At 66.1% G+C, this 25,646-nt stretch carries 27 protein-coding genes and 1 tRNA gene; 16 read left to right on the forward strand and 12 right to left on the reverse strand.

Going from position 1 to position 25,646, the window contains the following annotated elements; genetic code table 11:
* The first annotated feature begins 47 nt into the window (after positions 1–47).
* Genes MPE_RS12085 through MPE_RS12105 form a run of 5 tightly spaced genes read left to right on the forward strand, consistent with a single transcriptional unit; the run spans position 48 to position 4,744 of the window.
* Positions 48–497 carry a TIGR03757 family integrating conjugative element protein gene (locus MPE_RS12085; RefSeq protein WP_011829986.1) on the forward strand — a complete coding sequence of 150 codons (450 nt, stop codon included), beginning with the start codon at positions 48–50 and terminating at the stop codon, positions 495–497.
* Entirely contained in the window at positions 494–1,438 is a 945-nt protein-coding gene (locus tag MPE_RS12090) for a TIGR03756 family integrating conjugative element protein (RefSeq protein WP_011829987.1), read from the forward strand. The genes MPE_RS12085 and MPE_RS12090 overlap by 4 nt, the downstream gene beginning before the upstream one ends.
* Positions 1,439–1,448: 10 nt before the next feature.
* Complete coding sequence (locus MPE_RS12095) at positions 1,449–2,855, forward strand: integrating conjugative element protein (protein WP_011829988.1); 1,407 nt, start codon at positions 1,449–1,451, stop codon at positions 2,853–2,855.
* Positions 2,852–3,205, forward strand: coding sequence for a hypothetical protein (locus MPE_RS12100; RefSeq protein WP_011829989.1), 354 nt, complete (start codon positions 2,852–2,854; stop codon positions 3,203–3,205). The genes MPE_RS12095 and MPE_RS12100 overlap by 4 nt, the downstream gene beginning before the upstream one ends.
* Before the next feature lie 15 nt (positions 3,206–3,220).
* Positions 3,221–4,744, forward strand: coding sequence for a conjugal transfer protein TraG N-terminal domain-containing protein (locus MPE_RS12105; protein ID WP_011829990.1), 1,524 nt, complete (start codon positions 3,221–3,223; stop codon positions 4,742–4,744).
* A 16-nt stretch (positions 4,745–4,760) separates the two neighbouring features.
* Here MPE_RS12105 and MPE_RS12110 read toward each other — a convergent pair whose 3' ends face one another.
* A complete protein-coding gene (locus MPE_RS12110; protein WP_011829991.1) occupies positions 4,761–5,129 on the reverse strand; it encodes a DUF3742 family protein in 369 nt (122 codons plus the stop codon).
* Positions 5,130–5,357: 228 nt separating this feature from the next.
* Here MPE_RS12110 and MPE_RS12115 point away from each other — a divergent pair, with 228 nt between their 5' ends.
* The 3 genes from MPE_RS12115 (at position 5,358) to mobH (ending at position 9,071) form a co-directional block, all read left to right on the forward strand.
* Positions 5,358–6,116, forward strand: a complete 759-nt coding sequence (locus MPE_RS12115) for a type IV toxin-antitoxin system AbiEi family antitoxin domain-containing protein (protein ID WP_041929668.1) — start codon at positions 5,358–5,360, stop codon at positions 6,114–6,116.
* Entirely contained in the window at positions 6,109–7,029 is a 921-nt protein-coding gene (locus MPE_RS12120) for a nucleotidyl transferase AbiEii/AbiGii toxin family protein (protein ID WP_011829993.1), read from the forward strand. Before MPE_RS12115 ends, MPE_RS12120 begins: the two co-directional genes overlap by 8 nt.
* Positions 7,030–7,232: 203 nt before the next feature.
* On the forward strand, positions 7,233–9,071 hold the full coding sequence (gene mobH, locus MPE_RS12125; protein WP_011829994.1) for a MobH family relaxase: 1,839 nt from the start codon (positions 7,233–7,235) through the stop codon (positions 9,069–9,071).
* Positions 9,072–9,097: 26 nt separating this feature from the next.
* Here the strand turns inward: mobH and MPE_RS12130 are convergent, their stop codons facing one another.
* A complete protein-coding gene (locus MPE_RS12130; protein WP_003282197.1) occupies positions 9,098–9,397 on the reverse strand; it encodes a helix-turn-helix domain-containing protein in 300 nt (99 codons plus the stop codon).
* A 106-nt stretch (positions 9,398–9,503) separates the two neighbouring features.
* Between MPE_RS12130 and MPE_RS12135 the strand changes: the two genes are divergently transcribed.
* Positions 9,504–10,130 carry a LysR substrate-binding domain-containing protein gene (locus MPE_RS12135; protein ID WP_041929669.1) on the forward strand — a complete coding sequence of 209 codons (627 nt, stop codon included), beginning with the start codon at positions 9,504–9,506 and terminating at the stop codon, positions 10,128–10,130.
* 47 nt (positions 10,131–10,177) lie between these two features.
* Here the strand turns inward: MPE_RS12135 and MPE_RS12140 are convergent, their stop codons facing one another.
* From MPE_RS12140 to MPE_RS24000, 4 genes are all read right to left on the reverse strand, one after another.
* Positions 10,178–12,031, reverse strand: coding sequence for a tyrosine-type recombinase/integrase (locus tag MPE_RS12140; protein WP_011829996.1), 1,854 nt, complete (start codon positions 12,029–12,031; stop codon positions 10,178–10,180).
* A gap of 238 nt (positions 12,032–12,269) precedes the next feature.
* A tRNA-Gly gene (locus MPE_RS12145) sits at positions 12,270–12,343 on the reverse strand.
* Positions 12,344–12,632: 289 nt separating this feature from the next.
* A complete protein-coding gene (locus MPE_RS24615) occupies positions 12,633–12,875 on the reverse strand; it encodes a hypothetical protein (RefSeq protein ID WP_237706427.1) in 243 nt (80 codons plus the stop codon).
* Positions 12,876–14,125: 1,250 nt separating this feature from the next.
* Positions 14,126–14,629, reverse strand: coding sequence for a hypothetical protein (locus tag MPE_RS24000; protein ID WP_011829999.1), 504 nt, complete (start codon positions 14,627–14,629; stop codon positions 14,126–14,128).
* A 415-nt stretch (positions 14,630–15,044) separates the two neighbouring features.
* On the opposite strand from MPE_RS24000, the gene MPE_RS22775 reads away from it, so the two are divergent.
* Positions 15,045–16,178 (forward strand): helix-turn-helix transcriptional regulator, encoded by a 1,134-nt coding sequence (locus tag MPE_RS22775; protein ID WP_011830000.1) that lies wholly within the window; start codon positions 15,045–15,047, stop codon positions 16,176–16,178.
* Here the strand turns inward: MPE_RS22775 and MPE_RS12160 are convergent.
* Positions 16,175–17,146, reverse strand: a complete 972-nt coding sequence (locus tag MPE_RS12160; RefSeq protein ID WP_011830001.1) for a LysR family transcriptional regulator — start codon at positions 17,144–17,146, stop codon at positions 16,175–16,177. The two genes, MPE_RS22775 and MPE_RS12160, sit on opposite strands and share 4 nt — an antisense overlap.
* 130 nt (positions 17,147–17,276) lie before the next feature.
* On the opposite strand from MPE_RS12160, the gene MPE_RS12165 reads away from it, so the two are divergent.
* Positions 17,277–17,744 carry a cupin domain-containing protein gene (locus MPE_RS12165; RefSeq protein WP_011830002.1) on the forward strand — a complete coding sequence of 156 codons (468 nt, stop codon included), beginning with the start codon at positions 17,277–17,279 and terminating at the stop codon, positions 17,742–17,744.
* Here the strand turns inward: MPE_RS12165 and MPE_RS12170 are convergent.
* A complete protein-coding gene (locus MPE_RS12170; RefSeq protein ID WP_011830003.1) occupies positions 17,681–18,667 on the reverse strand; it encodes a helix-turn-helix domain-containing protein in 987 nt (328 codons plus the stop codon). The two genes, MPE_RS12165 and MPE_RS12170, sit on opposite strands and share 64 nt — an antisense overlap.
* A 97-nt stretch (positions 18,668–18,764) precedes the next feature.
* Between MPE_RS12170 and eat the strand changes: the two genes are divergently transcribed.
* The 3 genes from eat to eutC are packed head-to-tail and all read left to right on the forward strand — an operon-like array spanning position 18,765 to position 22,343.
* Positions 18,765–20,132, forward strand: a complete 1,368-nt coding sequence (eat, locus tag MPE_RS12175) for an ethanolamine permease (protein ID WP_011830004.1) — start codon at positions 18,765–18,767, stop codon at positions 20,130–20,132.
* Positions 20,133–20,139: 7 nt separating this feature from the next.
* Entirely contained in the window at positions 20,140–21,549 is a 1,410-nt protein-coding gene (locus tag MPE_RS12180) for an ethanolamine ammonia-lyase subunit EutB (RefSeq protein ID WP_011830005.1), read from the forward strand.
* Positions 21,549–22,343: an ethanolamine ammonia-lyase subunit EutC gene (eutC, locus tag MPE_RS12185; RefSeq protein WP_011830006.1), complete on the forward strand. Its 795-nt coding sequence runs from the start codon at positions 21,549–21,551 to the stop codon at positions 22,341–22,343. The genes MPE_RS12180 and eutC overlap by 1 nt, the downstream gene beginning before the upstream one ends.
* 12 nt (positions 22,344–22,355) lie before the next feature.
* On the opposite strand, the gene MPE_RS12190 is transcribed toward eutC, so the two are convergent.
* From MPE_RS12190 to MPE_RS12200, 3 genes are all read right to left on the reverse strand, one after another.
* Positions 22,356–22,862, reverse strand: coding sequence for an SRPBCC family protein (locus MPE_RS12190; protein ID WP_011830007.1), 507 nt, complete (start codon positions 22,860–22,862; stop codon positions 22,356–22,358).
* A gap of 226 nt (positions 22,863–23,088) precedes the next feature.
* On the reverse strand, positions 23,089–23,568 hold the full coding sequence (locus tag MPE_RS12195; RefSeq protein ID WP_011830008.1) for a hypothetical protein: 480 nt from the start codon (positions 23,566–23,568) through the stop codon (positions 23,089–23,091).
* Between the two features lie 109 nt (positions 23,569–23,677).
* The gene (locus MPE_RS12200; protein ID WP_011830009.1) at positions 23,678–24,154 is read right to left on the reverse strand and encodes an LEA/WHy family protein; all 477 of its coding nucleotides are present in this window, start codon (positions 24,152–24,154) and stop codon (positions 23,678–23,680) included.
* 85 nt (positions 24,155–24,239) lie between these two features.
* Here MPE_RS12200 and MPE_RS12205 point away from each other — a divergent pair, with 85 nt between their 5' ends.
* Positions 24,240–24,710, forward strand: a complete 471-nt coding sequence (locus tag MPE_RS12205; protein WP_011830010.1) for an anthrone oxygenase family protein — start codon at positions 24,240–24,242, stop codon at positions 24,708–24,710.
* Positions 24,711–24,742: 32 nt separating this feature from the next.
* A complete protein-coding gene (locus tag MPE_RS12210) occupies positions 24,743–24,952 on the forward strand; it encodes a DUF3565 domain-containing protein (protein ID WP_036231503.1) in 210 nt (69 codons plus the stop codon).
* A gap of 36 nt (positions 24,953–24,988) precedes the next feature.
* On the opposite strand, the gene MPE_RS12215 is transcribed toward MPE_RS12210, so the two are convergent.
* Positions 24,989–25,618 (reverse strand): class I SAM-dependent methyltransferase, encoded by a 630-nt coding sequence (locus MPE_RS12215; RefSeq protein ID WP_041930130.1) that lies wholly within the window; start codon positions 25,616–25,618, stop codon positions 24,989–24,991.
* Positions 25,619–25,646: the final 28 nt, after the last annotated feature.

Consider the following 25,646-nt stretch of genomic DNA (forward strand, 5'->3'; position numbering starts at 1 on the left):
GCGTTGCGCTCGACTACGAGTCTGCATCGACTCCGCGGAGGCGCGACATGCCGGCTCATTCCCTCAACCTTCCTACCGCCTCGCGGCGCCCCCTGGCCGTCCGGCTGGCCGCTGGACTGTGCGCCGCGTTGCTCGGTCCCATCGCGGCGGCCGCCGATGTGCTCGTCGTCACCGGCGGCCGTCATCCGGTGCAGGCCCCGGCCGGCGTGCGGATCATCGAGCTGGACCAGGCCACGCGCATCGAGGTCGAACTCGCCGCGCACCTGCCGGCCGACCCGCAACAGGCCGCAGCCGTGGTGCGGCAGCGGTTGCATGACGGCGGCGAGGCCCTTCAACGCCGCATCGGCCACGCCTACCAAGGTGTTGCGGATGCCTGGGGACTGGGCATCGCCAAGATTCCCGCCGTGGTGGTCGATCGACGCTACGTGGTCTACGGCGAGCCCGACGTGGCACGCGCTGTCGCGCGCATCAACGCCTACCGGAGCACGCAGCCATGAGCCTCCCGCCGGCACGCCGGCGCCTGCGCGCCACCGCCGCCTCGCTGCTGCTGGGCGCGGCTACGTCGACGTTCGCCCTGGACACCGCCACCATCGTTTCGTCGGCACTGTCCCCCGACTGCCTCGAATACCGCGTGGTCGGAATCTGCTACTGGCTGTACTGCACGCCCTTCGGCTGCTCGGTTCGCACCTCCGTCAAGGTGCGCCACTACGTCCCCGATGCGGTGGTGTCGAGCTACTCGAACACCGGCGAAAACCCGTGGCTGGAAGTCAGGGCGATGAGCATGCCCAACCCGAGCGCCAAGGCTGGGGGTGACGGCACGACCAATCATGACAACGAGAACAACCTCGCTAAGTTCAAGAACACCGATGTCATCGGCCATCCGGCCGGGATGGTGTTCAGCCAGTTCGCCAGCGCCTCAGGCCACTCGTGCGAAGGCGCTGGCACGGCCTTCATGCCGTATCTGCTGAGCACGCTCGACACGATCGCCTGGCGCTACAACATCCCGGAAGCGTTCTACCCCGAAGCGCTCATCCCCGGCCGGCGCGAAATCGGTACGCGCACCGGCCTGAACCTCTGGGGCAACGTGTATCCCCGCGGTGGCTTCCTGCACCAGACCGACGACCACAAGAGCGGCGCCGTGGTCGCGCAGCGCGCGGGCGACATCGTGACGCGCCGCAACCAGATTCACGTGTACCAGCCTCTGCTGGCCAACGCCCGCGACGGCTACTGGCCGGCCGGCGCGCTGATGGAGACCGACGCCTCGACGGGCAAGTGGCATGAGCTGACGCCCACGCTCTCGAACAGTTGCGTGGTCTTCCCGCACAGCCGCACCCGCGTGCAGGCCCAGCAGGGCGACTACGCCTGGGCCTTGTGGCGGCCGTACTCCTGCTGCCGGCGCCGTGGCCAGGTCTTCCTCGGCAGCGTCGATTTCATGTGAGGAACCCACGATGAACGCCTCCCTCCCTGACTTTCTGCGCCGCGCGAAGTCGCCCCTGCGGGCCACGCTGCTCGTGGCGGCCATCACGCTGGTCGTCGGCGTCGCCTGGGCGCAGACCCGCATCGACCCCAATGGCGTGAACGTCAGCGGCAGCGTGATCGGCGACGACGTGCTCTACAGCATCGGCGGCGGCCGGGCCGTGTCGATGGGTGGTGCCGGCAACATGCAGAGCATCGGCGTCGGCGTCGGCTGGAACAGCAACCTGATCTGCGGCGACATGAGCATCACCACGACGCTGCAGAACCAGCTCAACGGCATCACCAACGGCTTCCAGACGATCATGAGCAACGTGATCCAGAATGCCACCAGCGCCGTGGCCTCGCTGCCGGCCCTGATCATCCAGCGCGCCGACCCGGGTCTCTACAACCTGCTGACCAACGGCATCCTCCAGGCGCGCCTGGACTTCGACCGCTCGAAGATGACCTGCCGGGCCATCGCCAATCGGATGGCGGACATGGCCGGCGGCCAAGCCGGCTGGGACCAGCTCGCCGAGGGGATGGCGCTGCGGGATGCGGTCAGCAGCACCGATGCCGTCTCCGCCATCGAGCAGGCCGAGTCCAACAAAGGGAACAACGGCGTGCCCTGGGTCGGCGGCGGCAACGCGGGCGGCTCCGGCCAGAGTTCGATCAAGGTGGTCGGCGACGTGACGCGCGCGGGCTACAACCTGCTCAACGGGCGCAACGCCACCGATACCTCGTCGATCGCGCGCAGCGCCTGCGGCAACCGCCTGACCTGCCAAACCTGGTCCTCGCCCCAGGCGGCCGCCGACTGGGCGACCCGCGTGTTGGGCGAACGCGAGCAACGCACCTGCGAAAACTGCACGAAGACCCAGACCACGCCTGGCGTCGGGCTCACGCCAATGATCCAGGAGGAGTACGAGACCAAGCTGCAGGCGCTGCAGGAACTGGTGACGGGCGCCCGGCCGACGACGTTGGCCAATCTCGACGCAGCCGGCAGCAGCTCGCTGCCGATCACCCGCGGCGTGATCGAGGCCCTGCGTGACGAACCCGACCAGGACGTGCTGGGCCGGCGCCTCGCGTCCGAGGCTGCGCTGTCCAGCGTGCTGGAGAAGGCCCTGCTGCTGCAACGCACGTTGCTGACCGGCAAGAAGGAGCCGAACGTCGCTGCCAACGAGCTGGCCGTGCAGGCGGTCGACCAGGAGAACAGCGCGCTGGAGCAGGAGATCAACAACCTCAAGACCGAGCTGGAACTGCGGCGCACGCTGGCCGGCAACTCGGCGATGGCGATCATCCAGCGCCACAGCACCCGCGCTGCCGGCTCGCGCGGCGTCTTCGAGGGCGACACCACGCGCGACCGTCTGCGGGAAATCCAGAAGCCGCGGAGCGGTACGCCATGAGCCGGCTGGCCTGGCTGCGGCTGCCATGGCTGTTCAACCGCCGCATCGGCGTGGCGCTGCTGTGGACCTTGCTGGTGGTCGCTGCCGCGGTGGCGGTGAACATCGCCGGCATCCACCTGGTCGGCGGCGTCGAGGGCTGGCAGCACTGGCTGCAGGCGCACGCCGGCCACTTCTTCGTGTGGCGTCTGTGCCTCTACGGAGCGACGGCTTACGGCTGGTGGTGGATGCGTCGGCGCCTGTTGCGGCGGGAGCCGTCCCGCGAGACGCATCAGCGCCTGCTGCGCACGGAGATCGCGGCCGTCATCGCCGTGGTCGCGCTGGAAGCCAGCCAGCTGCTGCGGCACGGCTGAGACCGGGAGGCAGGCATGACGCTCTACACCACGGACTACTTGGAGTATTACCTGACCCTGGTGGCTTGGGTGGTCAACAACGGCATCTGGAGCATCCTCGTGGCCAGCGGCGTGTTCGCGCTGCCGTTCGTGGCCATCGTGATCCAGGAATGGCTCAAGGCCCGCAGCGAAGGTGCGGACGAGGGCAACAAGGGTGTGCTGTCGACGATGCGCATCGAGAACCGGGTGTGGGTGGCGATCGTGGTCATCATGTTCGCGGGCATCCCGTTCATCCCGGTGGATCTCGCCACGATCAGGTTCGACACCACGCGCTCCGCGCAATGCCAGGTCAACGTCCCGCTGCCCAACGACACGGGCTGGTCCAACGTCTACACGGCGCTCAACGACCAGAGCGCGCTGGTGCCGGTGTGGTGGTTCTTCATGCACGCGCTGTCGAAAGCCGTGACGGGCTCCGCGGTGGCGGCGATTCCCTGCGGCACGGACCTGCGTCAGATTCGCATGGATGTGGATGCCACGCGCATCGACGATCCGGTGCTGGCACAGGAGGTCGCCGACTTCACGCACGACTGCTACGGGCCGTCGCGCGCCAAGCTGTTCATGAACCGGCCGACGCTCTCCGACGAGCAGATGAACGACGTCACCTGGATCGGGTCGAGTTACTTCCTCGACACGCCCGGCTTCTATGACACCTATCGCGCCAAGACCCCACGCACGGCCTGGCCCTACGACGCGACCCGCGATGCGGGGTTGGCACAGGTGGACAGCGGCGGCGGCTATCCGTCCTGCCGGCAGTGGTGGGCCGATGGTGGCCAGGGGCTGCGCAGCCGGCTGCTGGCACAGGTCGACCCGGACCTGCTGACCCGCATCGGGCGCTGGGTGGGCTTCCTGTCGCAGCGCGAGGTCAATGACTCGGTGATCCGCGCCGTCGTCTCACCGCGGCAGCAGAAGATGAACCAGGGCGCCGTCTACACCGACTACGGCGGCCAGATCGACAAGACGCTGTCGAACATCGTCACGCGCGGCGCGAGCGACCTGGGGCTGACCGTCGGCTCGCTGGGCTTCTTTCCGGCGATGGACGTGGTGCGCCAGGCGCTGCCGATGGTGCTGACCATGCTCAAGATGGCGCTCGTCATCTGCATCCCGCTGGTGCTGCTGATCGGCACCTACGACCTGAAGACGGTGGTGACGGTGAGCTGCGTCCAGTTCGCGCTGTTCTTCGTGGACTTCTGGTTCCAGCTCGCACGCTGGATCGACAGCACGATCTTGGATGCGCTCTACGGCTGGGGGTTTGGCGCGGACAGGCCGCACACGAACTTCGATCCGTTGATCGGTTTGAACAACGCCTTTGGCGACATGTTGCTGAACTTCGTCATGGCGATGATGTTCATCGTGCTACCGGGTTTCTGGGTAGCTGCGCTCGCGTGGGTTGGTGTCCGCGTAGGCAGCATTTCGCAGATGCTCTCAGCAGCCACCGATGGCGCCAAATCTGCGGGAGGCAAAGGCGCTGACCTTGCAATCAAAGCAGCGAAGGCGAAGTAGCGCCGAGAGTGGCGAGCTACTCGTCGTCCGCGCTGCCGCCGTCGATGCGTACCTCGCCCCGGTAGAGACCGTATCCGTCCAGGCCGTTTCGCCATTGAGGCTCGTCATCATCACTGCTTTCGTCGGCATCGACGTTGCGTACCATCCAGGCAGCGATCACTGCAAAGGCCAGCAGCAGCGCCAGCCAGAACGCGGAGTAGAGCAGCACACCAAGCACGGCCAGCTTGACGATCCAGAGCACCGCCGTCGCCGCGCCCGCTGGCACCCCGCGCGTCACCAGCCAGCCGGCGACACGCTGCTCGCGGCGCAGGTATCCACGCCAGGCACGGCCAGCCCCCCGGCCCAGCCGGTGGCTCCAGCTCCCGTTGTGCGTGTTGGTGGTCATGCTCATGTGCCTCGGCTTCAGTGGTACCTCACCTCATGGAGCGGCCGGTCGGGGCCTGCCCTCCAGCATAGACCGCGATCAGGAGGGCGGGTTGCGGCTGGCAGAGCCGGTCGGCCTGGGTCGCAGGTCGATTAGATTCTGCGATGGAAATCAAACGTTATGCTACTTTCCCTGCACGTTCTTGCGATAGTTCTAGGGATTGATTGGATTCCGTGCTATTTTTATAGCATGGATGGAAATTCTAGGCACCAGGTAATCAAGCGGCTGCAGGCGGGACTCCCCCGCGGGGCGCCGTTCGACCTTGCCACCCTGAGCCAGTTCGGGGTATCGCCCCAGCTCGCCGCCCACTATGCCGACGGCGGGTGGCTCGTGCGCCTGGCCCATGGCGTCTATGCCTTCCCGAACGATGAGTTCGGGGTCTACGGTGCGCTGAAGTTCCTGCAACAGCGCGTGCCCGGCCTGCACGTCGGCGGCAAGAGTGCCCTGGCCCTGCAGGGCGTGCGGCACAACCTGGGCAGCCGGGAGGCGCTGGTGCTGTGGGGCGACGGTCGCTTCGCGTTGCCGGCCTGGTTCACTTCGCGCTTTCCGGCCCGCTACGTCCACGCCCGCCTGTTCGACTGGCCGGACACGGCGCTGGCCGGCAAGACCCTGACCACGCCGCCGGGCCTGCCCGAGGATCTGCGGGTGGCAGCCCCCGAGCGTGCCGTGCTGGAGCTGCTGTACGAAGCCGGCGTCAAGCAGAGCCTCGAAGAGGCCCGCAACATCTTCGATGGACTGCGTTCCCCCCGCAAGGACTTACTCGGGCAACTGCTGTCCTGCTGCGCCAGCGTGAAGGCCGTGCGCCTTTTCCTGACCTGGGCGCGCGAGACCAGCCTCGTGGATGTCGATGCCCTGCTGGAGCAGTACCCGGTTCGCACCGGCAGCAACACGCGCTGGATGAGCCGGCTCGATGACGGCACCTTGCTGAGCCTGAGACCTCATGGATAAGACCTACGCGGACACCGTTCGCCTGCTGCTGGCCGTCGCGCCCGACGTGTTCGCCAACGACATCTTCGCCATGAAGGGCGGCACGGCCATCAACCTCTTCGTGCGGGACATGCCGCGCCTTTCAGTGGACATCGACGTGGTGTACCTCCCGTGGCAGACGCCGCGCGACGAAGCGCTGCAAGCCATCAACCAGGAGCTGGCCGCCATCGCCACGCGCGTTGCGCCACTGGGCGTGCAGACACGCCTGGTTCGCGCCAAGGACCTGGGAGACACCAAGCTGATCGTCGAGAACGACGCCAGCCAGGTGAAGATCGAGGTCAACGTCGTGTTCCGCGGCAGCGTGCTGCCCGTCGAGCGGCGGCCGCTGAGCGCCAAGACCAGCGATCTGTTCGGCGTCGAGTTCGAGCTGCCGGTTCTGGCACCGGACGAGCTGTACGCCAGCAAGCTGGTGGCCGCGCTGGATCGACAGCACCCCCGCGACCTGTTCGACGTGTGGCAGCTCTACGAATCGGGCGACATCAGCGACGGCATGGTCGAGTGCTTCGTGATCTATCTGGCGGGCCACAACCGGCCGCCCCACGAAGTGCTGTTCGGCAACGACAAGGACATCGCCGGCGAGTACGAACGGGCCTTTGTCGGTATGGCCGAAGTGGACTGCCCCTTGGATACGCTGCTGGACGCTCGCGCGCAGTTGCGACGCGAGTTGCAGCAACGGCTGACGAAGGCGCACAGGCGGTTCCTGAGCGGTCTGGTACGCGCAGAACCGGACTGGTCGCTGGTGCAATGCCAGCACGCCGCGCAACTGCCGGCACTGCGCTGGAAGCTCAACAACCTGGAGACCTTTCGCAAGAAGCGCCCCAAGGACTTCGCCGCGCAAGCCGCTGCGCTCGATGCCGGCCTGGGCCAGATCTGAAGCGGAGGCAGAAGTATTCCCGGCTTGCCGGGGTTGCCCCATGCCGCATTGATTGCGGCACGCGACACGCGCTGCCCCTATACCCAAAGGCTTCCGAAAAGGCCGCAAGGGCTGGGAAGGGGCAAGGGAACGGAGCCAAGGGGAAAGGCCCTACCCGAAAAGGCCAAAAGGCGCCCCGAGCAGCCCGTCATCCGGGGTTCGCCATGCTCTCGCTGTTCCAGCGCAAACGGGTGCCACCCACCGCCGGCACACCGCCCACATCCGCCATCGAAACTCCAAAAGGGTTGATGCGGCCGGAGTCGGCCGCATCGCTGCTGGCGACGCCGCGTCGGCAGAAACTGCTGGAACACATCTGGCAGCGCACCTCGCTCTCGCGCCGGCAGTTCGCCACGCTCTACCTCGCCCCACTGGAGCGCTACGCCGAGCTGGTCCAGCAGTTCCCGGCCTCCGAGAACCACCACCACGCCTATCCGGGCGGCATGCTGGACCACGGCCTGGAGATCGTCGCCTATGCGCTGAAATTGCGGCAGTCATACCTGCTGCCTGCGGGCGTCACGCCGGAGGCACAGGCGGCCCAGGCCGAAGCCTGGACCGCAGGCACGGCCTACGCGGCCCTGCTGCACGACATCGGCAAGATTGCGGTCGATCTGCACGTCGAGCATGCCGACGGCAGCGTCTGGCATCCCTGGCACGGCCCGCTGCGAAAGCCCTACCGCTTCCGTTACCGAAAGGAGCGCGAGTACCGCCTGCATAGCGCCGCCACCGGGCTGCTCTACGCGCGCCTTCTCGATCGGGACATCTTCGACTGGCTCAGCGGCTATCCCGACCTCTGGGCCGCGCTGCTGTACGTGCTGGCCGGCCAGTACGAGCACGCCGGCACGCTCGGCGAGCTGGTCGTGCAGGCCGACCAGGCATCGGTCGCCCAAGAACTCGGCGGCGATCCCAGCAAGGCGCTGGCGGCGCCCAAGCATGCGCTGCAACGCAAATTGCTCGACGGCTTGCGCTACCTGCTCAAGGAAGAATTCAAGTTGAACCAGGCCGGCCCGGCGGACGGTTGGCTGACCCAAGACGCCCTGTGGCTGGTGAGCAAGACCGTCTCCGACAAGCTGCGCGCACATCTGCTGTCGCAGGGCATCGACGGCATCCCGGCGAGCAACACGGCGGTGTTCAACGTGCTGCAGGATCACGGCATCGTGCAACCGACGCCGGATGGCAAGGCGATCTGGAAGGCTGCCGTCACCAGCGACGCCGGCTGGTCGCACGCCTTTACCTTCCTGAAACTCTCGCCGGCGATGATCTGGGATGCCGTCGACCGGCCGGCGCCGTTCGCAGGCCGTGTGCAGGTCGAAGAGGAACAGGCGGAGCCGCCGCCGCTGGCGCCGGCGGTGGCCGATGGGCCGCGCGTGGAAGGCACCGAAGCTGCACCCGCGAGCACGGCGCCGATCGCATCCGCAGCCACGGACATCGGCGTGGCCGCGCTGCTCGACCTGCTGGGCGACACTGCTCCATCCACAGCGCCGGAGATCGCCGAGGCCGAGCCGGCCCCTTCGACCGTGCCCCCGCCGCAGATGAGCCTCGCGCCTTCCCAGGATCGCGCGGAGCCCTCCGGGGCGCACTTCATGGCCTGGCTGCGTCAGAGCATCCAGACGCGCAAGCTCATCATCAACGACGCCAAGGCCCTGGTGCATACCGTCGCCGGTACGACCTATCTCGTCAGCCCCGGCGTGTTCCAGCGCTACGCGCAGGAGTACCTTCAAGTCGCCGCGCTGGCCAAGCAGGAGAAGCTGGAGGGGTGGCAGTGGGTACAGAAGCGCTTCGAGAAGCTGGGACAGCACCGCAAGCAGCCGAGCGGGCTGAACATCTGGACCTGCGAAGTCACGGGGCCGCGCAAGTCGCGCCGGCTGCACGGCTATCTGCTCGCCAGCCCGGAGGCGCTGTTCCGGGAGACGCCGCCAGACAACCCATACCTGCGGCTCCTCAACGAGGCCGCAAAGCGCGAAGATTCAGCCCTTGGGGGCAAGGACAACGACGATCAGGGGTAGCCGTGCGGCCGCTGCGCAGGCCGGCTTCAATCCGCGGATGGGGCCGACTCTGCCAGCTTGGCTTCGGTCAGAGTCATCAAGTGGGCGGAACTGCATTTCAGCGCACGGGCGATCTTGAGGATGAGAGGGAGCGTGGGGACATGCTCGCCGCGCTCGATCTTGCCCATGTGCGACCGTTCGATGCCGGCCATGTGGGCCAGCGTTTCCTGAGCGATACCCTGGTTGGTTCTTTCTTCCCGCACGGCAGCCCCAAACGCGATGGCTGGTTCCGCTTCGTAGGTAGTGGTGCCGGTGGGCCGGCCCCTTTGGATCGAACGCTTTGGCATTGCCAAGAGCGTCGAACACGGTCACGATTTAAACCACGTTAAACTTAACTCATTCAACGGATTCGAGATCAGTTGCCACGAGTTCACCGCCTGGGGGGAGCTGGACGTGGAATCGAGTGACATCACCGCCGAAATTCGCATGGCCGTCCTCGGCGAATGGGTGCCTCCCCAGCTCGCCGACGTGCTCGCCCTGCAGCGTGCCGAAGAGCCGGAGACTCATGCCGTCCTGGCCGGCTGGACAGATCCCGGTCGAGGCGCGGAGCTGCCGGGCGACGGCTTCGACTTCGCCTTGTCTGCGGTTGCCCGGCAGTGGCCTGGCTGGGTATGCGAGCCGCTGTGGCATGACACGCTGGCGGTCGCCGTGGCCAAGCGCTCCCACCTGCTGGCCTACCGTGAAGTGCCGTGCCAGGAAGTGCTCAAGCAGCCGTTGATCTGCTCGCAGTCCACGGCCGATGAACCATGGCGCATGACCGTGCAGCGCGTGTTCGAGAACGCGCTGCAGGAGCGGGAGCAAGCGGTGGAGACATTCGATGTGGTGATGACGCTGGTTGCCGCCGGGTACGGGATCGCCATTGCGCCCGCCGCGAGACTGGCGAGCTACCTACGCCGAGGCATCGCCGTGCGGCCGCTGGCCGGCGCACCAACGATCGTGATGGCTTACCTGCTCCGCCGCAACGCTTCCTTGTCGGACACCCAGGCAAGATTCGCCCGCCGCGCGCGCTTGGTGTCCTGACAGACGTGTGGGGATCGCGGTTTCGCCACGATCCCGCATTCCTGCTGCTAGGCGACTCCGACTCGCGGCGGGGTCCATTCGCTTTCCTTCACGGCTGTGCTCACTGCCATGACGAGCTTGTCGAGATTGCCGGCCGTCACGCCCTCCAGTGCCGAATGCCCCCGCAGCATCGAGCGCGGTTGCAGCAGTGCATGGTAGATCTGCCAAGGGTCCGCACCCCTGGTCAGCTTGAGGACGGACTGGATCAGCTCGTGCTTGAGTGGGTCGAGGTGCCAGTCCGGCACCCGCTGGCCGCGGTTGCCCACGTTCAACGCCAGCAAGTTGCCGGCCTTGATCTCGTAGCTGATCCACCTGCGGGACTTGCCCGCCATCTTCGCAAACGCCGCGACGGGAAGGTTGTGCGGCGCTTCGAAGACATCGAACAGTTCCATCCTCTCGCGCTGAATGTCCGAAGGCACCAGCGGCGCGGCCGACCGAGGGGGCGGAACCGCCGGCAGCCGGTGTGCGGCGGCAGAAACCAACGGCATGGCGTCGCCGGGCTTCGTCACGAGCAGGATTGGCGAAGCGGCAACCGGCGTGGAGGGTGCGCTTGCGGTTTGCTCATTCGGGAACGCGGGCACGCCTTCCAGATGCACGGTGAGCGGCATGCTGGCCGCCTCGACCTGGTTCTGCTCGAAGAGGTCGAGCCGATCGGCCCAGTCCTGCATCATGCGGCGACGCTGTTCCACGTACTCGGCATGGTTGTAGGTCGCGCTGACCTTGTTGGGATCGACATGCGAGAGCTGTGCATCCACCCAGACCTTCGGGTAGCCGATCTCGTTGAGCGCAGTGGACATCGTGCCGCGGATACCGTGTCCCGTCAGGCGTTCCTGATAGCCCATGCGTTTGAGCGCACCATTGAGCGTGTTCTCGCTGATGCGCTTCTTCAAGTCGCTGTCGTGCCGGAACAGGTGGCGCTGGGCCGGCTTGAACTCATCCAGCAGGTGCCGGACGATCTCCATGGCCTGAATCGACAGCGGCACGATGTAGGGCGGGATGTCCTTTGGCTGCTGCCGCTTCTTGCGCATATCCAACTGGAGTTGCTTCACGACGTCGGGCGGGATGATCCACAACCCACGGTCCAGATCGAATTGATCCGGCGTCGCCTGTCGCAGCTCGCCGGTTCGCACGCCGGTCAGCAGCAATAGCCGCAGCCCGAGCTGGGTCTGCCGCCTGCCGCGATAGCTGCGCAGCCGCTGCAACAGCTTCGGCAGCTCGGCCATGCGCAGGAACGGGTTGTGGTTGACGGGTGGCAGCGGCAGCGCCACCACATCGAGATCGGAGGCGGGGTTTTGCTCCAGGCCCGGCACGATCACCAGCGCGTAGCGAAACAGTTGGTTGAACCACGTCCTGACTTTCTCGGCGACGGAGAGTGCCCTGCGCTTCTCGATCTTGGCGATCACCTCCAAGAGGTCGGGACGCTTGATCTCATAGACCGACCGCTTGCCCAAGGTGGGCAACACATCCTTGTCGAAGATCCGTGGAAGTATCGAGAGGGTCGTCTGCCGGCCTTCCTTGAGGCTGAGCCCGCGATGCTTGAGCCACTTGCGATACACCGCCTCGAAGGTGTTCTCGTCGGCGAGCCGGACGGCAGTGCGCTTCTGCTTGCGGTGAACGCGAGGATTGATGCCTTTGGCTAGCAGGGCGCGCGCTTCATCGCGCAGGCTGCGGGCCTCGCGAAGCGTCACCTCCGGGTAGGTGCCGAGCGACATCCGCTTCTGCTTGCCCGCCCAGTAGTAGCGGAAGTGCCAAGTCCTGCCCCCTGCAGCCGTGACGGCCAGGGAGAGGCCATCCAAGTCAGGGAGGGTGTATGCCTTGCCAGTTGCCTTGGCCTGTCGAACGGCCAAGTCTGAGAGTGCCATGCTCTTGCTCCTGAACATGAGTCAGGAACCAGATGCTGGTCACGTCGACCTCGCCCCTCCATCAACAATCCGGAATCAGCCGCGCCCGCAAAAATGGACTTGTTTGTGGACTTAAAAGTCCCGGCTGTAGGCGGATCGCAGTGGACTACGGCAGAACGTCAAAGAGAGGAAAAGTCCTTGTGTGGCAACGACTTGCAAACTCTCTTGGACTTCTGCGGAAGTCCGCAGAATGATGCAGTGGAGCGGGTGAAGGGAATCGAACCCTCGTATGAAGCTTGGGAAGCTGCCGTTCTACCATTGAACTACACCCGCGATACGCACTGATTCTAGCGTGGTGCTACGAGTTAACAGCGCGCCTCCGGCCACGCGCCCGTTCGCTCAAATCGGTGATGTCGAAGGTGCGCGTGTAGCTGGTGTTGGCATGCAGAAACGTCCCGTCTGTCGAATTGCTCAATGACCGAAGGAGTTGCTGACCCCAACTCAATCACGCAAAGCGAATCAGCAGTAAATTATGCCACTCTTTCGCGGCGGGCTCTTTTGGTGCCTCTGCACGCAGTTTGGCAGCTCGGGAAGCTGCCTATGTGCCGATTGATTTCGGTGATCACATATTTAAATCAACGACCGAAATCTTGCAGGGCGCCCACGCCTCGGTGACGATCGGCGCTCCGCTGCCGTAGTCCGTCCCAACCACGGATATTGCTATTGGCACGCCGGGAGTTGCTCGTATATAGCCAACAATCGAATGAGAAAGGGATGCGCCAAAGACTTTTGACACCTCCTTTCCTGAGTTGAGTTGATCGATACCTTGCCCGTTCGGAAATTTCAGATTGGTGCCCACCCACATGGTAGCCGAGTTGTACCCTGGAGTTCCGTAGCTGGTCTGCGCTGAAATCTGGAGCAAACCACCTGACGGCGTAAAAGAAACTTGACACAGCGTTGTATCAACGTTGAACGCCAGTTGGAGCTGGTTCGTCTGAACGCTTTCATAGAACCCAGCAACCGCCTTCGCTCCCTGGGGCCCAATAGCCCCCGTAGGGCCGGCGGGGCCGGCAGAACCCGCTGGCCCGACTGGACCAATCGGCCCAATGAGGCCCTGGGAACCCTGAGCCCCTGCCGGACCTTGAACCCCCTGAATACCTTGGGGACCGACTTGGTTCCACGCGAGTGGACTTTCACCCCGCCTGCAGCCGGCCGTAGAGGACACTCTGATCGATCCGCTCCTGTTATCCACGCAGGTGTTGATCACTTGCGCCGATGCCGACACTACTCCTGAAAGTGCTGCACAGATAACCAAGGCGCTTGCCAGCCTCTCATTCTTCATATTTCCGTCTCCTTGTGACCCTATCAAACATGCGACGCCGACTTCAAAGGTCGAAGGTAACCAGAGTCACTCCAATTTTGACGCCTTTACCCCACATCTCGAGCACGCCCATTAGCTTGTCGCGAAAGCACAGTGGCGTCGCTTTCGCTTCAACTATCGAACGCGCGTCATGTGCCTTCATCATCCAAACACACGAAAACCCGCCAAGCAGAAAATATCATACCTCTTTCAAATTAACAGGACTGCGTCATCTCAGCACTTGAATTCATTGCTTGCGACATCCGTTCTCGCTCGGACGCTCGGGCGATCTACAGTAAATAAACCGAACGTTCTGCTTTCTATCACTGACACGCTTTTCGAAGCCCGGAAGAAGAGTCACCAACGACTCTCTCGGCGGATCACATTCAGACCCAAAGCAGAATGATAAATTCACAGAGTATGGACACGAATTCTTTATAACCGTCCCAAAATCACTTGACGCCCCTTCCACACAAGCAAACGCCCCACCAGAACAAAAAACCACGACGAAAGCCAAAAATCTACGCCAGACATTGAACCCGCCCATAAATATCCCCTTTTTAAATAAATTTTCGCCACCCATCCCATCACACTTACGCGTCCACCGAACTATCAAATTCTTATGCTGGGGCCACCAAAGACAAGCCCCCAGAGTAGACCCGTCGAATGACGACTTATCAGCAATCAATTTCGTAGAAATTTTGCTTCATTCCCACAAAATCAATCATGCATTGAGCACCTATACAAACTATTGCCTAGAAATTCCTCCTACATAATTCACCACCCTCTCTTAGCTCACCCCTACTGTAGCGACAATAAATTAGTTTTTCATTTTGCTCTCCCACCCAAAAAACATAAATATCAGTTCTATAAATGCTCTTGCATTCTCCTTTTGTTTTGCACTGCTCCCTGGCCAGTATCAGGGCCTGCTCTGCGCTTTTTGCATGGCAAGCCCAACCGCCGTGATAGCCATGATCTTGACCATCTCGCGAAGCACCGACTAATGCAGCCCATCCAGCCTTACACCTAGCAATCTGCTTTATCCATCTAGTTGGAGACGGGTTCGAGTTTCCTCGCCCCACTCGAGACTGAATTTCGTCTTTATAAATTTCATCAATATCTTTTTCACCCCCCGAGACAAAAAACATCTGACTCAATTCCCCATGGTCATACACCTCAAAAAATATAACCGCCCCCTGCTCATTCGCGTAAACCGGCGATAAAACTAAATAAGCAAAAAGCAACACGAACACCCTCATTATTTACCTCCAGGTAACAATAATTATATTATCACTATTGATCACAAAATAACGCACACACAACAATTTCCACAAAACATATTCTCATGACTTTATAAATACCAAATACAAACGATTAAATCGCGCACTCAACAATAGTCGCCGACAAGCTCTTTTACGAAAATCGCGTCATCACAAATATAGTCAAGCACGATTGTCAACGAAACCGCACGCTTAATATTCCATTGATCCACAACCGTTTCTTCGTCCAATTGGCATAGCTTGCCCCGCACATGCACTGAATTTCTCGTCCAAATGCATGAGGTCACTGGCTCGCGCATCCGCTATATCGCTAACAGATCCGTCGTTCTTGGCGAGCTGCAGACTAAAGAGCAAAGCTACGATTGGCATAAGAGCTCTCGGAAAGGTGACATCGATGGCTTGGAACGAGGGAACGGCTTCTCACATCATCGAACTGGCGGCAGAGGCTTGCTTGCAGCCAGCCAAGTGGGACGAATTAGTGGGTGCAATCAGCTTGGCCCTGGGCGCCAACGGCGGGGGGCTGTTCACACCGCAGCTCGACCCGACCGGACTAAACCTCGCCGCATCCTCCGGCACCGGCGCGGATGCCTTACCGGAGTTCGCTGCACGCTGGGCCCCGGAAGACCCTTGGTTTCAGGCCGTCCAGAGTTCGGGGCGGGGCTGGCGAGGCGGGCAGATCTACGTCGCTGACGAATTAGTACCGGCCTCAGCCTTGTTTCGAACTGCGTTCTACAACGAGTTCAGTAAGCCTTACGGCATCGAGAACGTACTTAGCCTGAAGATCGTCGGTGATCAGGATCCGACCTCGCCGGTCACTCACCTCTCGCTGTTCCAGAAGCGCAATGCCGAGTCGCAATTCGGCGATCCCCAACGACAGGCGCTCAACGCCCTCTGGCCGCACCTCCAGCGCGCGATCCAAACCTATTGGCTGCTGCGCAAGGCACGCGACTTCGACCGCATCGCCGAAGGAGCGCTCGATGCCCTGCCGCAACCCACTTGGGTCTTACGCGACGACCAGACGATCGACCACGCCAACCGTTCCGCGCGCGACCTGATGTCGTCGGCGCCCTGGCTACGCGCCAGCACGCGTCGCCTAACGGCTGTTGGCGACCTCGACAGCACTGCACTGCACCGTGCCATTCGTGCGGCAGCCACCGGCGGTGGGCGCCAATGGGTGGCCGCGATTCTCGTGGCCGGCCGGCTGCGCCGCGCCGTTCTTCACATCGCCCCGCTCGCCGGCGCCGCCCCTTATGAAACGGCCTGGCCTCTTGCCCGCACCCTGCTCACGCTAGAGCTACCCCCACCCGACGATGTCGCGACCTCGTGGCTGGAACGACTGGCAAAACACTACCGCCTCACTCCGGCAGAAACTCGTGTGCTCGAGCGCCTGGGCGCAGGCTTGAATCCTCGCGACGTCGCCGACGAGATGCGGGTGTCCTACACCACGGTGCGCACCCACCTGCGCGCCTTGTTCGACAAGACGGGCTGCCACCGGCAGGCCGACCTCATGCGGCTGCTGCAAGCCTAGGTTTCGGCACTGCGGAGAGCGCCCCGGGACGCAGACCGCGATCGACCAGGCGCAGGCACGCGCACGACCGGCAGCGGGGCCGGGCCGCTCAGGGTCGCGAGCCAGTCGACGAAGGCGCGCGTGCGTGCCGGCAGATTGCGCTGGCTCGCATACACGGCGTTGATCGGCGTGGGCGGAGGCCGGATGCCGGCGAGCACTTCGACGGCCTCGCCGCGGTCGATGGCGTCGGCCGCCATGTAGTCCGGCACCTGTGCGACGCCCAACCCGGCCCGGACCGCCACAACCATCGCTTCGCCTTCGTCCAGCATCATGTACACGCGCGGCCGCAACTGCACCGTGCGGCCGTCGCAGCGGAACATCCAGGGCCGCTCGCGGCCGGTGGTCGGCCAGCGGAAGCTCAGGCAGCGGTGCCGGGCCAGGTCGCCCAGGGTCGCCAGCGCCGCGCTGTCCTGCAGGTAGCCCGGCGAGGCGATCGTCACGACCTGCTGGGTCCACAGCGGTCGCGCGACGAGGCTCGAATCGACGAGCGTGCCGATGCGCACCGCCACGTCGACGCGCTCGTCGACGAGCGCCACCTGGCGATCCGACAGGTCCAGCTCGAGCGTCACGTCGGGCCGTGCCGCGAGGAACTGCGGCAGCCGCGGCACGACGAACAGCTTGCCCAGCGTCGACGGGACGCTCACCCGCAGACGCCCGCTCGGCGCGGCGCCGCGGTCGGACATCAGGCTGCGCGCCGCGTCGAAGTCGTCGAGCAACCGACGGCAGTGCTCGAAGAACACCGCACCGTCGTCGGTGAGCGACACCTGGCGCGTGGTCCGGTGCAGCAGCCGCAGGCCGAGCTGCGTCTCGAGCCGCGCGACGCTCTTGCTGACGCCCGACGGCGTCACGTCGAGCAGGCGCGCGGCCTGCGCGAAGCTGCGCGACTCGGCGGTGCGGACGAAGGCCAGGATGCCGGTGAGTTGGTCCATGGACGGAACGCCGTTCGGACGCTCGATTGATGACAGCTTGTCCGCAGTCTAGTGCCGGCCCCCGGACTTATCAACGCGCCGGCGGCTGCCCACACTGCAGGCATCGCCCCCCTGCTCCGAGGAGATTGCCATGTACGCCGTCGTTTCCCATCCCGCCTTGCTTCCCGAACTGCTGCCCGGCATACGGCACCGCACGCTCGCGGGCCCCGATGACGGCCTGTCGAGCCTGGAAGTCTGGTCGCAGTCGATCGCAGGACACGGCGCCACGCCGCCGCACCGGCACGATTGCGAGGAGGTGGTCCTGGTTCTGGCGGGCCGGGGTCTGCTGGCGATGAACGGCACCGACCTGCCCTTCCAGGCCGGCGACACGCTCATCATCCCGCGGGGTGTGGTGCACCAGATCCTCAACGACGGCGAGCACGAGCTGCGGCTGTTCGTCGCGCTCGGCATGGCACCGGTGCGGGCGGAGTTCCCGGACGGTACGCCGATCGCGCTGCCGTGGCAGCAGCCCACCGCCACCGCAGCGGCGTGCGTTCAGCCGCCGGTCCGGGCCGCCGCGGCGCGCGCCAGCGTCTCCGACGCCCGCTCGCCGAACTGACGCCGGTAGTCGCCGGCGAAGGCGCTCAGGTTCCAGAAACCCCAGTGGGCTGCCGCGCGCTGCACCGTCAGGCCGGGCGCGGCCTCGCGCAGCAGGCGACGCACGCCGTTCAATCGCACGCTGCGCAGGTAGGCGAGCGGGTTGACGCCCACTTCGTCCTCGAAAGCGTATTGCAGCGTGCGGCGGCTCACGTGCAGTGCCGCACACAGCTCGGGCACGCTGGGTGCGCGATCGGGGGCGGCTTCGATGCGCTCGCGCACCTGGGCCACCAGCCGGCGCCGCGCGCTGGCATTGCCGCGCTCGCGCCGCTCGGGGCCGCGCGCGTCCAGCAGGCCGGCCACCACGTCGAGCATCGCGCTGCGCAGGTCGCAGGACACGCCGGCCTCGGCCAGCACCAGGATGGCGCGGGCATGCACCAGCGCCGCATGGCGCCGTGCCGGGTCGGCCGCCCACCAGCCGGCGCCGCCGGCCCGCGGCAGCTCCAGCCCGGGGGCGTGCGACTGCAGCGCCTCGCGCGAGACGACGAAGCCGACGATGTCGTGCCCGGCCGGGCTCACCAGCTCGAAGCCACCGTCCTCGCCGCTGACCATCACGCCGTCGGCGCCGACCAAGCGGCCGTCCAGCCGCGAGCCGTCGTCGGCCACGGTGATGCCGCACCACAGCGCGCCCTGCCAGACCTCGCAGCGCTGGCGCAGGCGCTGGCTGGTGCGCTCGCGGAACAGCTGCACGCCCGCGCTCACCGCCTCGTCGAGCCGGCCCTCGAAACCGCCGCTGCCGAGCTGGTCGTATGCCTGTCGCCAACCTGACAGATGCGAGGCGTGCTCGTCGACGTCGGTCGAGCGGTGCGAGCGCGCGCACCACGGAGCGTCCTGCCGTGCGGCGTGGTCGGGCACGTTCTGCGTGCTTGCGGTGCCGTTCAACATTGCCGATTTCCGCTAACGCTCCCTCTGCGCTCTGTCTACGCTGATGCAAACACCGCGCCAACTGCGGGGACTTTCACATCATCCGGAGGGATTACGCATGAGTACAAGTACGGGACCGGGACTGAACAAGTCCCTCTCGACCCTGCAGCTGTGGGGCATCGCGGTCGGCCTGGTGATCTCGGGCGAGTATTTCGGCTGGAGCTACGGCTGGGCCGGCGCCGGCACGCTGGGCTTCCTGGTGACGGCGGGCTTCATCGCGCTGATGTACACCACCTTCATCTTCAGCTTCACCGAGCTCACCACGTCGATCCCGCACGCGGGCGGCCCGTTCGAGTACGGCCGCCGCGCCTTCGGTCCGACCGGCGGCTACATCGCCGGCTACGCCACGCTGATCGAGTTCGTGTTCGCGCCGCCGGCCATCTCGCTGGCGATCGGCTCCTACCTCGCGGTGCAGTTCCCGGGCCTGGACCCGAAGACCGCCGCGGTCGGTGCCTACCTGATCTTCATGACGCTCAACATCCTGGGCGTGCAGATCGCGGCCACCTTCGAGCTGGCGGTGACACTGATCGCGATCTTCGAACTGCTGGTCTTCATGGGCGTGGTGGCGCCGGGCTTCTCGATGGCCAACTTCGTCAAGGGCGGCTGGTCCGGCGAGGACAGCTTCAGCCTCGGCTCGCTCGGCGGCATCTTCGCCGCGATCCCGTTCGCGATCTGGTTCTTTCTAGCGATCGAGGGCGTGGCCATGGCGGCCGAGGAGGCCAAGGACCCGAAGCGCTCCATCCCCATCGCCTACATCGGCGGCATCGTCACCCTGCTGCTGCTGGCCACCGGCGTGATGATCTTCGCCGGCGGCGTGGGCGACTGGACCAAGCTTGCCAACATCAACGACCCGCTGCCGCAGGCGATGAAGGCGATCGTCGGCGAATCCAGCGGCTGGCTGCACATGCTGGTGTGGCTGGGGCTGTTCGGTCTGATCGCCTCCTTCCACGGCATCATCCTCGGCTACTCGCGGCAGATCTTCGCGCTGTCGCGCGCCGGCTACCTGCCCGAGCTGCTGGGCAAGGTTCATCCGCGCTTCCACACGCCGCACATCGCGGTGCTGGCCGGCGGCGTGGTGGGCATCCTGGCCATCTTCAGCGACGAGCTGATCTCCTTCGGCGGCCAGACCCTCACCGCCAACATCGTGACGATGAGCGTGTTCGGCGCGATCGTGATGTACATCGTCAGCATGGCCAGCCTGTTCAAGCTGCGCCGCAGCGAGCCGAACCTGGCACGGCCCTTCCGCGCGCCCATGTTCCCGATCTTCCCGGCCTTCGCGCTGGCGGCGGCCGTGGTGTGCCTGGCCACGATGGTGTACTTCAATCCCTTGGTCGCGATGCTGTTCGTCGGGCTGGGCGTCGTCGGCTACGGCTATTTCCTGCTGACCCACAAGCGCCGCGAGCGGGCGGCGCTCGCTGCGGCATGATCGACGCATGGCCTACGCGCACTCCATCGGCCCGCGGCGCTACAGCTTCGACGACCTGCGCACGTTGATGGCCCGGGCTTCGCCCGCGCGCTCCGGCGACGAACTCGCCGGGGTCGCGGCGCGCAGCAGCGAGGAGCGCGCCGCGGCGCAGATCGCGCTGGCGGCGCTGCCGCTCAAGACCTTCCTGAACGACGCGCTGGTGCCCTACGAGGACGACGAGGTCACGCGCCTCATCCTCGACAGCCAAGACGCCGCCGCCTTTGCCCCGATCGCCCACCTCACTGTGGGCGACCTGCGCGACTGGCTGCTGTCCGACGCGGTCGACGGCGACACGCTGCGCGCCGCGGCGCCCGGCCTGACGCCCGAGATGACCGCAGCGGTCAGCAAGATCATGCGCAACCAGGACCTGATCCTGGTCGCGCGCAAATGCCGCGTGCGCACGCGCTTTCGCGACACCATTGGCCTGCCCGGCCGGCTGTCCACCCGGCTGCAGCCCAACCACCCGACCGACAACGCCGCCGGCATCGCCGCCAGCACGCTCGACGGCCTTCTCTACGGCAGCGGCGACGCGGTGATCGGCATCAACCCGGCCACCGACAACGTGGCCCAGGTGACGCGGCTGCTGCAGATGCTGGACGCGGTGATCCAGCGCTACGAGATCCCCACGCAGAGCTGCGTGCTGACCCACGTGACCAACACGCTGCAGTGCATCGAGCGCGGCGCGCCGGTGGACCTGGTGTTCCAGTCGATCGGGGGCACCGAAGCCACCAACCGCAGCTTCGGCATCGACCTGGCGCTGCTCGCCGAGGCGCACGACGCCGCACTGTCGCTGCAGCGCGGCGCGCTGTTCTCCGACGACGGCCAGCGCGGCCGCAACGTCATGTACTTCGAGACCGGCCAGGGCAGCGCGCTGTCAGCCCAGGCCCACCACGGCTGCGACCAGCAGACGATCGAGGCGCGGGCCTACGCGGTGGCACGGCGCTTCGAGCCGCTGCTGGTGAACAGCGTGGTCGGCTTCATCGGCCCCGAGTACCTGTACGACGGCAAGCAGATCATCCGCGCCGGCCTCGAAGACCATTTCTGCGCCAAGCTGCTCGGCCTGCCGATGGGCTGCGACATCTGCTACACCAACCACGCCGAGGCCGACCAGAACGACATGGACGTGCTGCTCACGTTGCTGGGCGTGGCCGGCTGCAGCTTCATCATGGGCATCCCGGGCTCGGACGACGTGATGCTGAACTACCAGACCACATCCTTCCACGACGCGCTCTACGCACGCCGCGTGCTGGGCCTGCGGCCCGCGCCGGAGTTCGAGCGCTGGCTGGAGGCCATGCGCATCACCGAGCCCGGCGCGCCCGATCGGCTGACCGACCTGATGCCGCCGGCCCTGGCCCGCCTGCTGGAGCACCCGCGCTGATGAGCGGCGGCCCGGTCATCGCCAACCCCTGGAGCGTGCTGCGCCGGCACACACCGGCGCGCATCGGCCTGGGCCGCAGCGGCATCAGCCAGCCCACTGCGCCGCAGCTCGACTTCCAGCTTGCGCACGCCCAGGCGCGCGACGCCGTGCACCGGCCGCTGGACCATGAAGCGGTCGACGCCGCGGTCCGCGCGCTCGGTCTGCCGACGCTGGCGTTGCACAGCGCTGCCGCCGACCGCCATATCTACCTGCAGCGGCCCGACCTGGGCCGCCGGCTCGACGAGGCCTCCATCGCCCGTCTCGCCGCCTGCACGGCCAACGAACAGGCCGATCTCGCGCTGGTGGTGGCCGATGGGCTGTCGGCGCTGGCCATCGAGCGCCACGCCGCGCCCTTCATCGCCGAACTGCGCCGTGTGCTGGCGCGCGACTGGCGCTGGGCACCGGTGGCGATCGTGCGGCAGGCGCGCGTGGCGATCGGCGACCCGATCGGCGAGGCGCTCGGCGCCCGGCTCGCGGTGGTGCTGGTCGGCGAGCGGCCGGGGCTCAGTTCGCCCGACAGCATGGGTGTCTACGTCACCTGGTCGCCGCGAGCAGGCCGGGTCGACGCCGAGCGCAACTGCATCTCCAACGTGCGCCCCGAGGGCCTGCCCTTGCCGCAAGCCGCCGCCCGCCTAGCCTGGCTGCTGGGCGAGGCGCGCTCGCGCCAGCTCACCGGCGTGGCCCTGAAGGACGACAGCGGGCCGGCGCTCGAAACGGGCGGCGACAGCGGCAGCTTCCTGCTCGCGCCACCCTGATCCGACTTCCTCTTACTTGACGACGGCCGGCAGGTTGTCGAGTCCGGCGCGGTAGACGCCGGAAATCACCTTCTTCGCCTCATCGTCCGAGACGCCTTCCTTGGCCTTGAAGGTCGACGACCAGGTCACCGTGGAGCCGCCCTTCGCCTTCGCGACCTTCAGCGTCGAGACATAGTCGGTCACGGGCAGCGGCGAATCGGTGATGCGGTACTTGTAGCTCATCGACGAAGCGCTGTGCGACAGCAGTTCCTCGGTGATCTTCGCGCCGTCCTTGGTGGTCAGCACCCGCACCGTGCCCTTGGTATTGCCCTTGCCCTTGGTGATCTCGGTGCCGCCGATCGCCGGGTGCCAGTTCTGCCAGCTGTCGAAGTCCTTGATGGCGGCGAAGGTCTTGGCCGGCGTGGCTGCCACGTCGACCTTCTCCGTGACCGAGAGCGTCTTTCCCGCGGCCAGCGCGCCGCCGGTCGCGAATGCGAGCGAGAGAAGAATGCCGAACGTACGATGGCCTGCTGCAGTCATGTTGTCTCCTGTGTTCTTGACGGACGGAATGGCGAACGCCGCGCGGCGTCGGAAGACACAGAGCGCGCGGCACCCACTGCGATGCTATGTCCGACCCGTCCGCTCCGACGCACGCCGCAGCGGGCAACTTGCCCGCGCTGCGTCCTGCGTCGGCGCCTTGTCAGCCGCGGGCAGGCATTGAGGGCGGTCGGTGTCGCCCAGGTGACAGCACAGCCTGCGTGCGCCGTCAGCGATCGCGCTCGCGGCCGCTCGCCGTCTGTGCATCGAGCCCGCGCGCCGGCGATTCGGCCACCTGCGGCAGGTCGTCGCCATGCTCGATCAGTTCCTCGACGATCAGGCGTCCATACTTCTGCGCGCGCTCGGCGTTGAAACGCCGCGCCACCGAGGCGACCCGGCGCGCCTGATCGTCGGAGGGCGCGCGCACCACCAGCCAGTGATAGCCCCGCTCGGCCAGCGCACGGTGCGCCTTCACGAGGTTGAGTTCCTGCCCGAGCGAGGCGAGCGGGCTGGCGTCGGCCAGTTGCGCATCGATCTGCTCGATCATCGCGGCCGGCGTGTAGCTCCGCACCGTGTCGGGCCCGTGGAAGCCAGCCTCGACCAGCGCGGCCTGCGCGAAGCGCAGGTCGGCATCGCTGGGGAAGGAGATCACCACGTGACCGACCGGCTTGAACACGCCGTAGGCTTCGGGGACTTCGTGCTGGCTCATCGGCAACTCCTGTTGAGGTTGCCGCCATCGTGGCCTCGCCGACACTGCCTGACGATCAGCGGACCGCGCCCCTGCGTGTGGGCCTGGGCCTACAGCCGCCGGTGGGCCTTCAGCGGCCCGGCGCGGGGCCACCGAAGGCCGCGATGTCGAGCTGCCCTGTGGACTCGAAGCGCAGCGCCGTCCCCACCGCGCCGGCCAGCTTGCCGCGCAGGCGGTAGTCGAGGCTGCGCACGTCGCGCGAGGGCAGGCCGAGCATCTGGCGCACCGCGGCGATCGCCGAGACGCTGGCCGGCACGCCGATCACCGCCTCGCCGAAGCGCGGCACGCTGCCGGCCGCGTCGCTGACGCCGCTGGCGAAGGGCTGGCCCATCAGCTCGAGTTCCATCGAGAGGCCGCGGTAGTCGATCGGCGCATCGTTCGGGTTCTGCACGCGCAGCTTGACCAGGAAGCGCAGTTCCAGTCCTTCTCCGGGCAGCGCCTCGAGGCCGGCCACCGACACCCGCGGTGGATCGCGGCCGGACAGGCCGGCGCACGCGCCGACGGCGAGCGCGGGAACGAGCAGCAGGAGCCGGCGACGACGGGGCATGGTTCGCCATCATGCGCCACTGCGGCCCGGTAGAGTTCGGCCAAAGCCATCCCGGCCCCCGACCGCCGGCCTCGCCCCCCTCCTCATGCTGACCACGCTGCCCTTCCTGGTGTGCCTCGGCGCCGGCCTGACCGGCGGCGTGTTCTTCGCGTTCTCCGCCTTCGTGATGAAGGCGCTGGCCGAGTTGCCCGCAGAGCACGGCCTGGCTGCCATGCAGCGCATCAACCGGGTCGTGTTGAACCCCGGCTTCCTGGGCCTCTTCATCGGCACCACGGTGCTGGCCGCCATCTGCATCCTCGCCGGCTTCTTTCCGTGGGGAAGCACGCGCTCGGCGCTGCTGCTGGCCGCCGGCCTCTGCTACGTGATCGGATCGTTCGGCGTCACCGCCGTCTGCAACGTGCCGCGCAACGAGCGGCTCGCGCGGCTGGACAGCGGGTCGGCGGAAGCCGCGGCCTACTGGCCGGTCTATGTGCGCGAGTGGTTGCGGTGGAACCACGTGCGCACCGCCGCCTGCCTCGCGTCCGCCGCCGCGGCAGCCGCGGCGCTGACCTGCTGAACCGCGACGCGCACGCCCTGCACAGGCCCGCGATGGACCAGCGGATCGTCGGCTTTCATCGGGACGACGAAGCCCACTGGGTCGCCGAGCTCGAGTGCGGCCACAACCAGCATGTGCGCCACGACCCGCCGTGGACGAACCGGCCGTGGACCACCACCGCCGAGGGCCGCGACAGTGCGCTCGGCAAGCGCCTGGCCTGCAGGAAGTGCGATCAAGGCGCGCCGCGGGACTGGGGCGGCTGAGTCGGCTGAGTCGGCCCGAGGCGGGTGGATCGACCGCTAAGAGGCCTGTTCCGGGCCCTTGCGGCACAGGCAGTAGAGGAACTTCTGGACGGCGCCCACGGGCGTGCGATGCTCCTCGCGCTGCTGCTTCAGGAGCGTGAACGAAACACCGAACTCCGCATGCAGTCCGTCGGCGCTGTAGCGCATGACCGGCAGACCGCTGCACCGGTCCGGCCCATCGTCGGCGAACGTTGCCACGATGACGTGGCCACCCGGCCTGACCGCATGCAGCACGGCCCGGACGTAGGCTTCGCGCTCCTCGCGCTGGGTGAGAAAGTGGAAGACGGCCCGGTCGTGCCACACGTCGTAGGCATGCCGCGGCAGATCGACCCTCGTGACGTCCCCGACCCGCCAGGTGACTTCGTTGGCGCGCGAGCCCAGGCGCAACTTGGCCGTCGACAACGCGGCTTCGGACAAGTCGAGCACCGTGAGGTTCGAATAGCCTCCGCAGAGCAGGTCATCCACCAGCGTCGAGGCGCCGCCACCCACGTCGATGAGGCCGGCATCCTTCGCTGCGCCAGTCTGCGCGATGAGCCGCACGGACTCGCGAGCGTGTTCCTGGAACCAGCTGACGCCAGTCGCCGCCTTCGTGGTGTAGACCCGCTCCCAGTGAGCCTTCGATTGCATGCCGGCACCCTTCTCGAGCGTGGGCGCC

The sequence above is a fragment of the Methylibium petroleiphilum PM1 genome (assembly GCF_000015725.1).
Classification (GTDB): Bacteria; Pseudomonadota; Gammaproteobacteria; order Burkholderiales; family Burkholderiaceae_C; genus Methylibium; species Methylibium petroleiphilum.

What these genes read in the sequence shown, in the direction of transcription:
- MPE_RS12130 (WP_003282197.1), bottom strand. Translation starts at nt 9,397, where the DNA reads ATGCCAAAGCGTTCGATCCAAAGGGGCCGGCCCACCGGCACCACTACC.
- MPE_RS12105 (WP_011829990.1), top strand. Translation starts at nt 3,221, where the DNA reads ATGACGCTCTACACCACGGACTACTTGGAGTATTACCTGACCCTGGTG.
- eutC (WP_011830006.1), top strand. Translation starts at nt 21,549, where the DNA reads ATGAGCGGCGGCCCGGTCATCGCCAACCCCTGGAGCGTGCTGCGCCGG.
- MPE_RS12170 (WP_011830003.1), bottom strand. Translation starts at nt 18,667, where the DNA reads ATGTTGAACGGCACCGCAAGCACGCAGAACGTGCCCGACCACGCCGCA.
- MPE_RS12160 (WP_011830001.1), bottom strand. Translation starts at nt 17,146, where the DNA reads ATGGACCAACTCACCGGCATCCTGGCCTTCGTCCGCACCGCCGAGTCG.
- eat (WP_011830004.1), top strand. Translation starts at nt 18,765, where the DNA reads ATGAGTACAAGTACGGGACCGGGACTGAACAAGTCCCTCTCGACCCTG.
- MPE_RS12190 (WP_011830007.1), bottom strand. Translation starts at nt 22,862, where the DNA reads ATGACTGCAGCAGGCCATCGTACGTTCGGCATTCTTCTCTCGCTCGCA.
- MPE_RS12100 (WP_011829989.1), top strand. Translation starts at nt 2,852, where the DNA reads ATGAGCCGGCTGGCCTGGCTGCGGCTGCCATGGCTGTTCAACCGCCGC.
- mobH (WP_011829994.1), top strand. Translation starts at nt 7,233, where the DNA reads ATGCTCTCGCTGTTCCAGCGCAAACGGGTGCCACCCACCGCCGGCACA.
- MPE_RS12215 (WP_041930130.1), bottom strand. Translation starts at nt 25,618, where the DNA reads ATGCAATCGAAGGCTCACTGGGAGCGGGTCTACACCACGAAGGCGGCG.
- MPE_RS12085 (WP_011829986.1), top strand. Translation starts at nt 48, where the DNA reads ATGCCGGCTCATTCCCTCAACCTTCCTACCGCCTCGCGGCGCCCCCTG.
- MPE_RS22775 (WP_011830000.1), top strand. Translation starts at nt 15,045, where the DNA reads ATGGCTTGGAACGAGGGAACGGCTTCTCACATCATCGAACTGGCGGCA.
- MPE_RS12205 (WP_011830010.1), top strand. Translation starts at nt 24,240, where the DNA reads ATGCTGACCACGCTGCCCTTCCTGGTGTGCCTCGGCGCCGGCCTGACC.
- MPE_RS12140 (WP_011829996.1), bottom strand. Translation starts at nt 12,031, where the DNA reads ATGGCACTCTCAGACTTGGCCGTTCGACAGGCCAAGGCAACTGGCAAG.
- MPE_RS12200 (WP_011830009.1), bottom strand. Translation starts at nt 24,154, where the DNA reads ATGCCCCGTCGTCGCCGGCTCCTGCTGCTCGTTCCCGCGCTCGCCGTC.
- MPE_RS12165 (WP_011830002.1), top strand. Translation starts at nt 17,277, where the DNA reads ATGTACGCCGTCGTTTCCCATCCCGCCTTGCTTCCCGAACTGCTGCCC.
- MPE_RS24615 (WP_237706427.1), bottom strand. Translation starts at nt 12,875, where the DNA reads ATGTGGGTGGGCACCAATCTGAAATTTCCGAACGGGCAAGGTATCGAT.
- MPE_RS12095 (WP_011829988.1), top strand. Translation starts at nt 1,449, where the DNA reads ATGAACGCCTCCCTCCCTGACTTTCTGCGCCGCGCGAAGTCGCCCCTG.
- MPE_RS12090 (WP_011829987.1), top strand. Translation starts at nt 494, where the DNA reads ATGAGCCTCCCGCCGGCACGCCGGCGCCTGCGCGCCACCGCCGCCTCG.
- MPE_RS12115 (WP_041929668.1), top strand. Translation starts at nt 5,358, where the DNA reads ATGGATGGAAATTCTAGGCACCAGGTAATCAAGCGGCTGCAGGCGGGA.
- MPE_RS24000 (WP_011829999.1), bottom strand. Translation starts at nt 14,629, where the DNA reads ATGAGGGTGTTCGTGTTGCTTTTTGCTTATTTAGTTTTATCGCCGGTT.
- MPE_RS12195 (WP_011830008.1), bottom strand. Translation starts at nt 23,568, where the DNA reads ATGAGCCAGCACGAAGTCCCCGAAGCCTACGGCGTGTTCAAGCCGGTC.
- MPE_RS12210 (WP_036231503.1), top strand. Translation starts at nt 24,743, where the DNA reads ATGGACCAGCGGATCGTCGGCTTTCATCGGGACGACGAAGCCCACTGG.
- MPE_RS12120 (WP_011829993.1), top strand. Translation starts at nt 6,109, where the DNA reads ATGGATAAGACCTACGCGGACACCGTTCGCCTGCTGCTGGCCGTCGCG.
- MPE_RS12110 (WP_011829991.1), bottom strand. Translation starts at nt 5,129, where the DNA reads ATGACCACCAACACGCACAACGGGAGCTGGAGCCACCGGCTGGGCCGG.
- MPE_RS12180 (WP_011830005.1), top strand. Translation starts at nt 20,140, where the DNA reads ATGGCCTACGCGCACTCCATCGGCCCGCGGCGCTACAGCTTCGACGAC.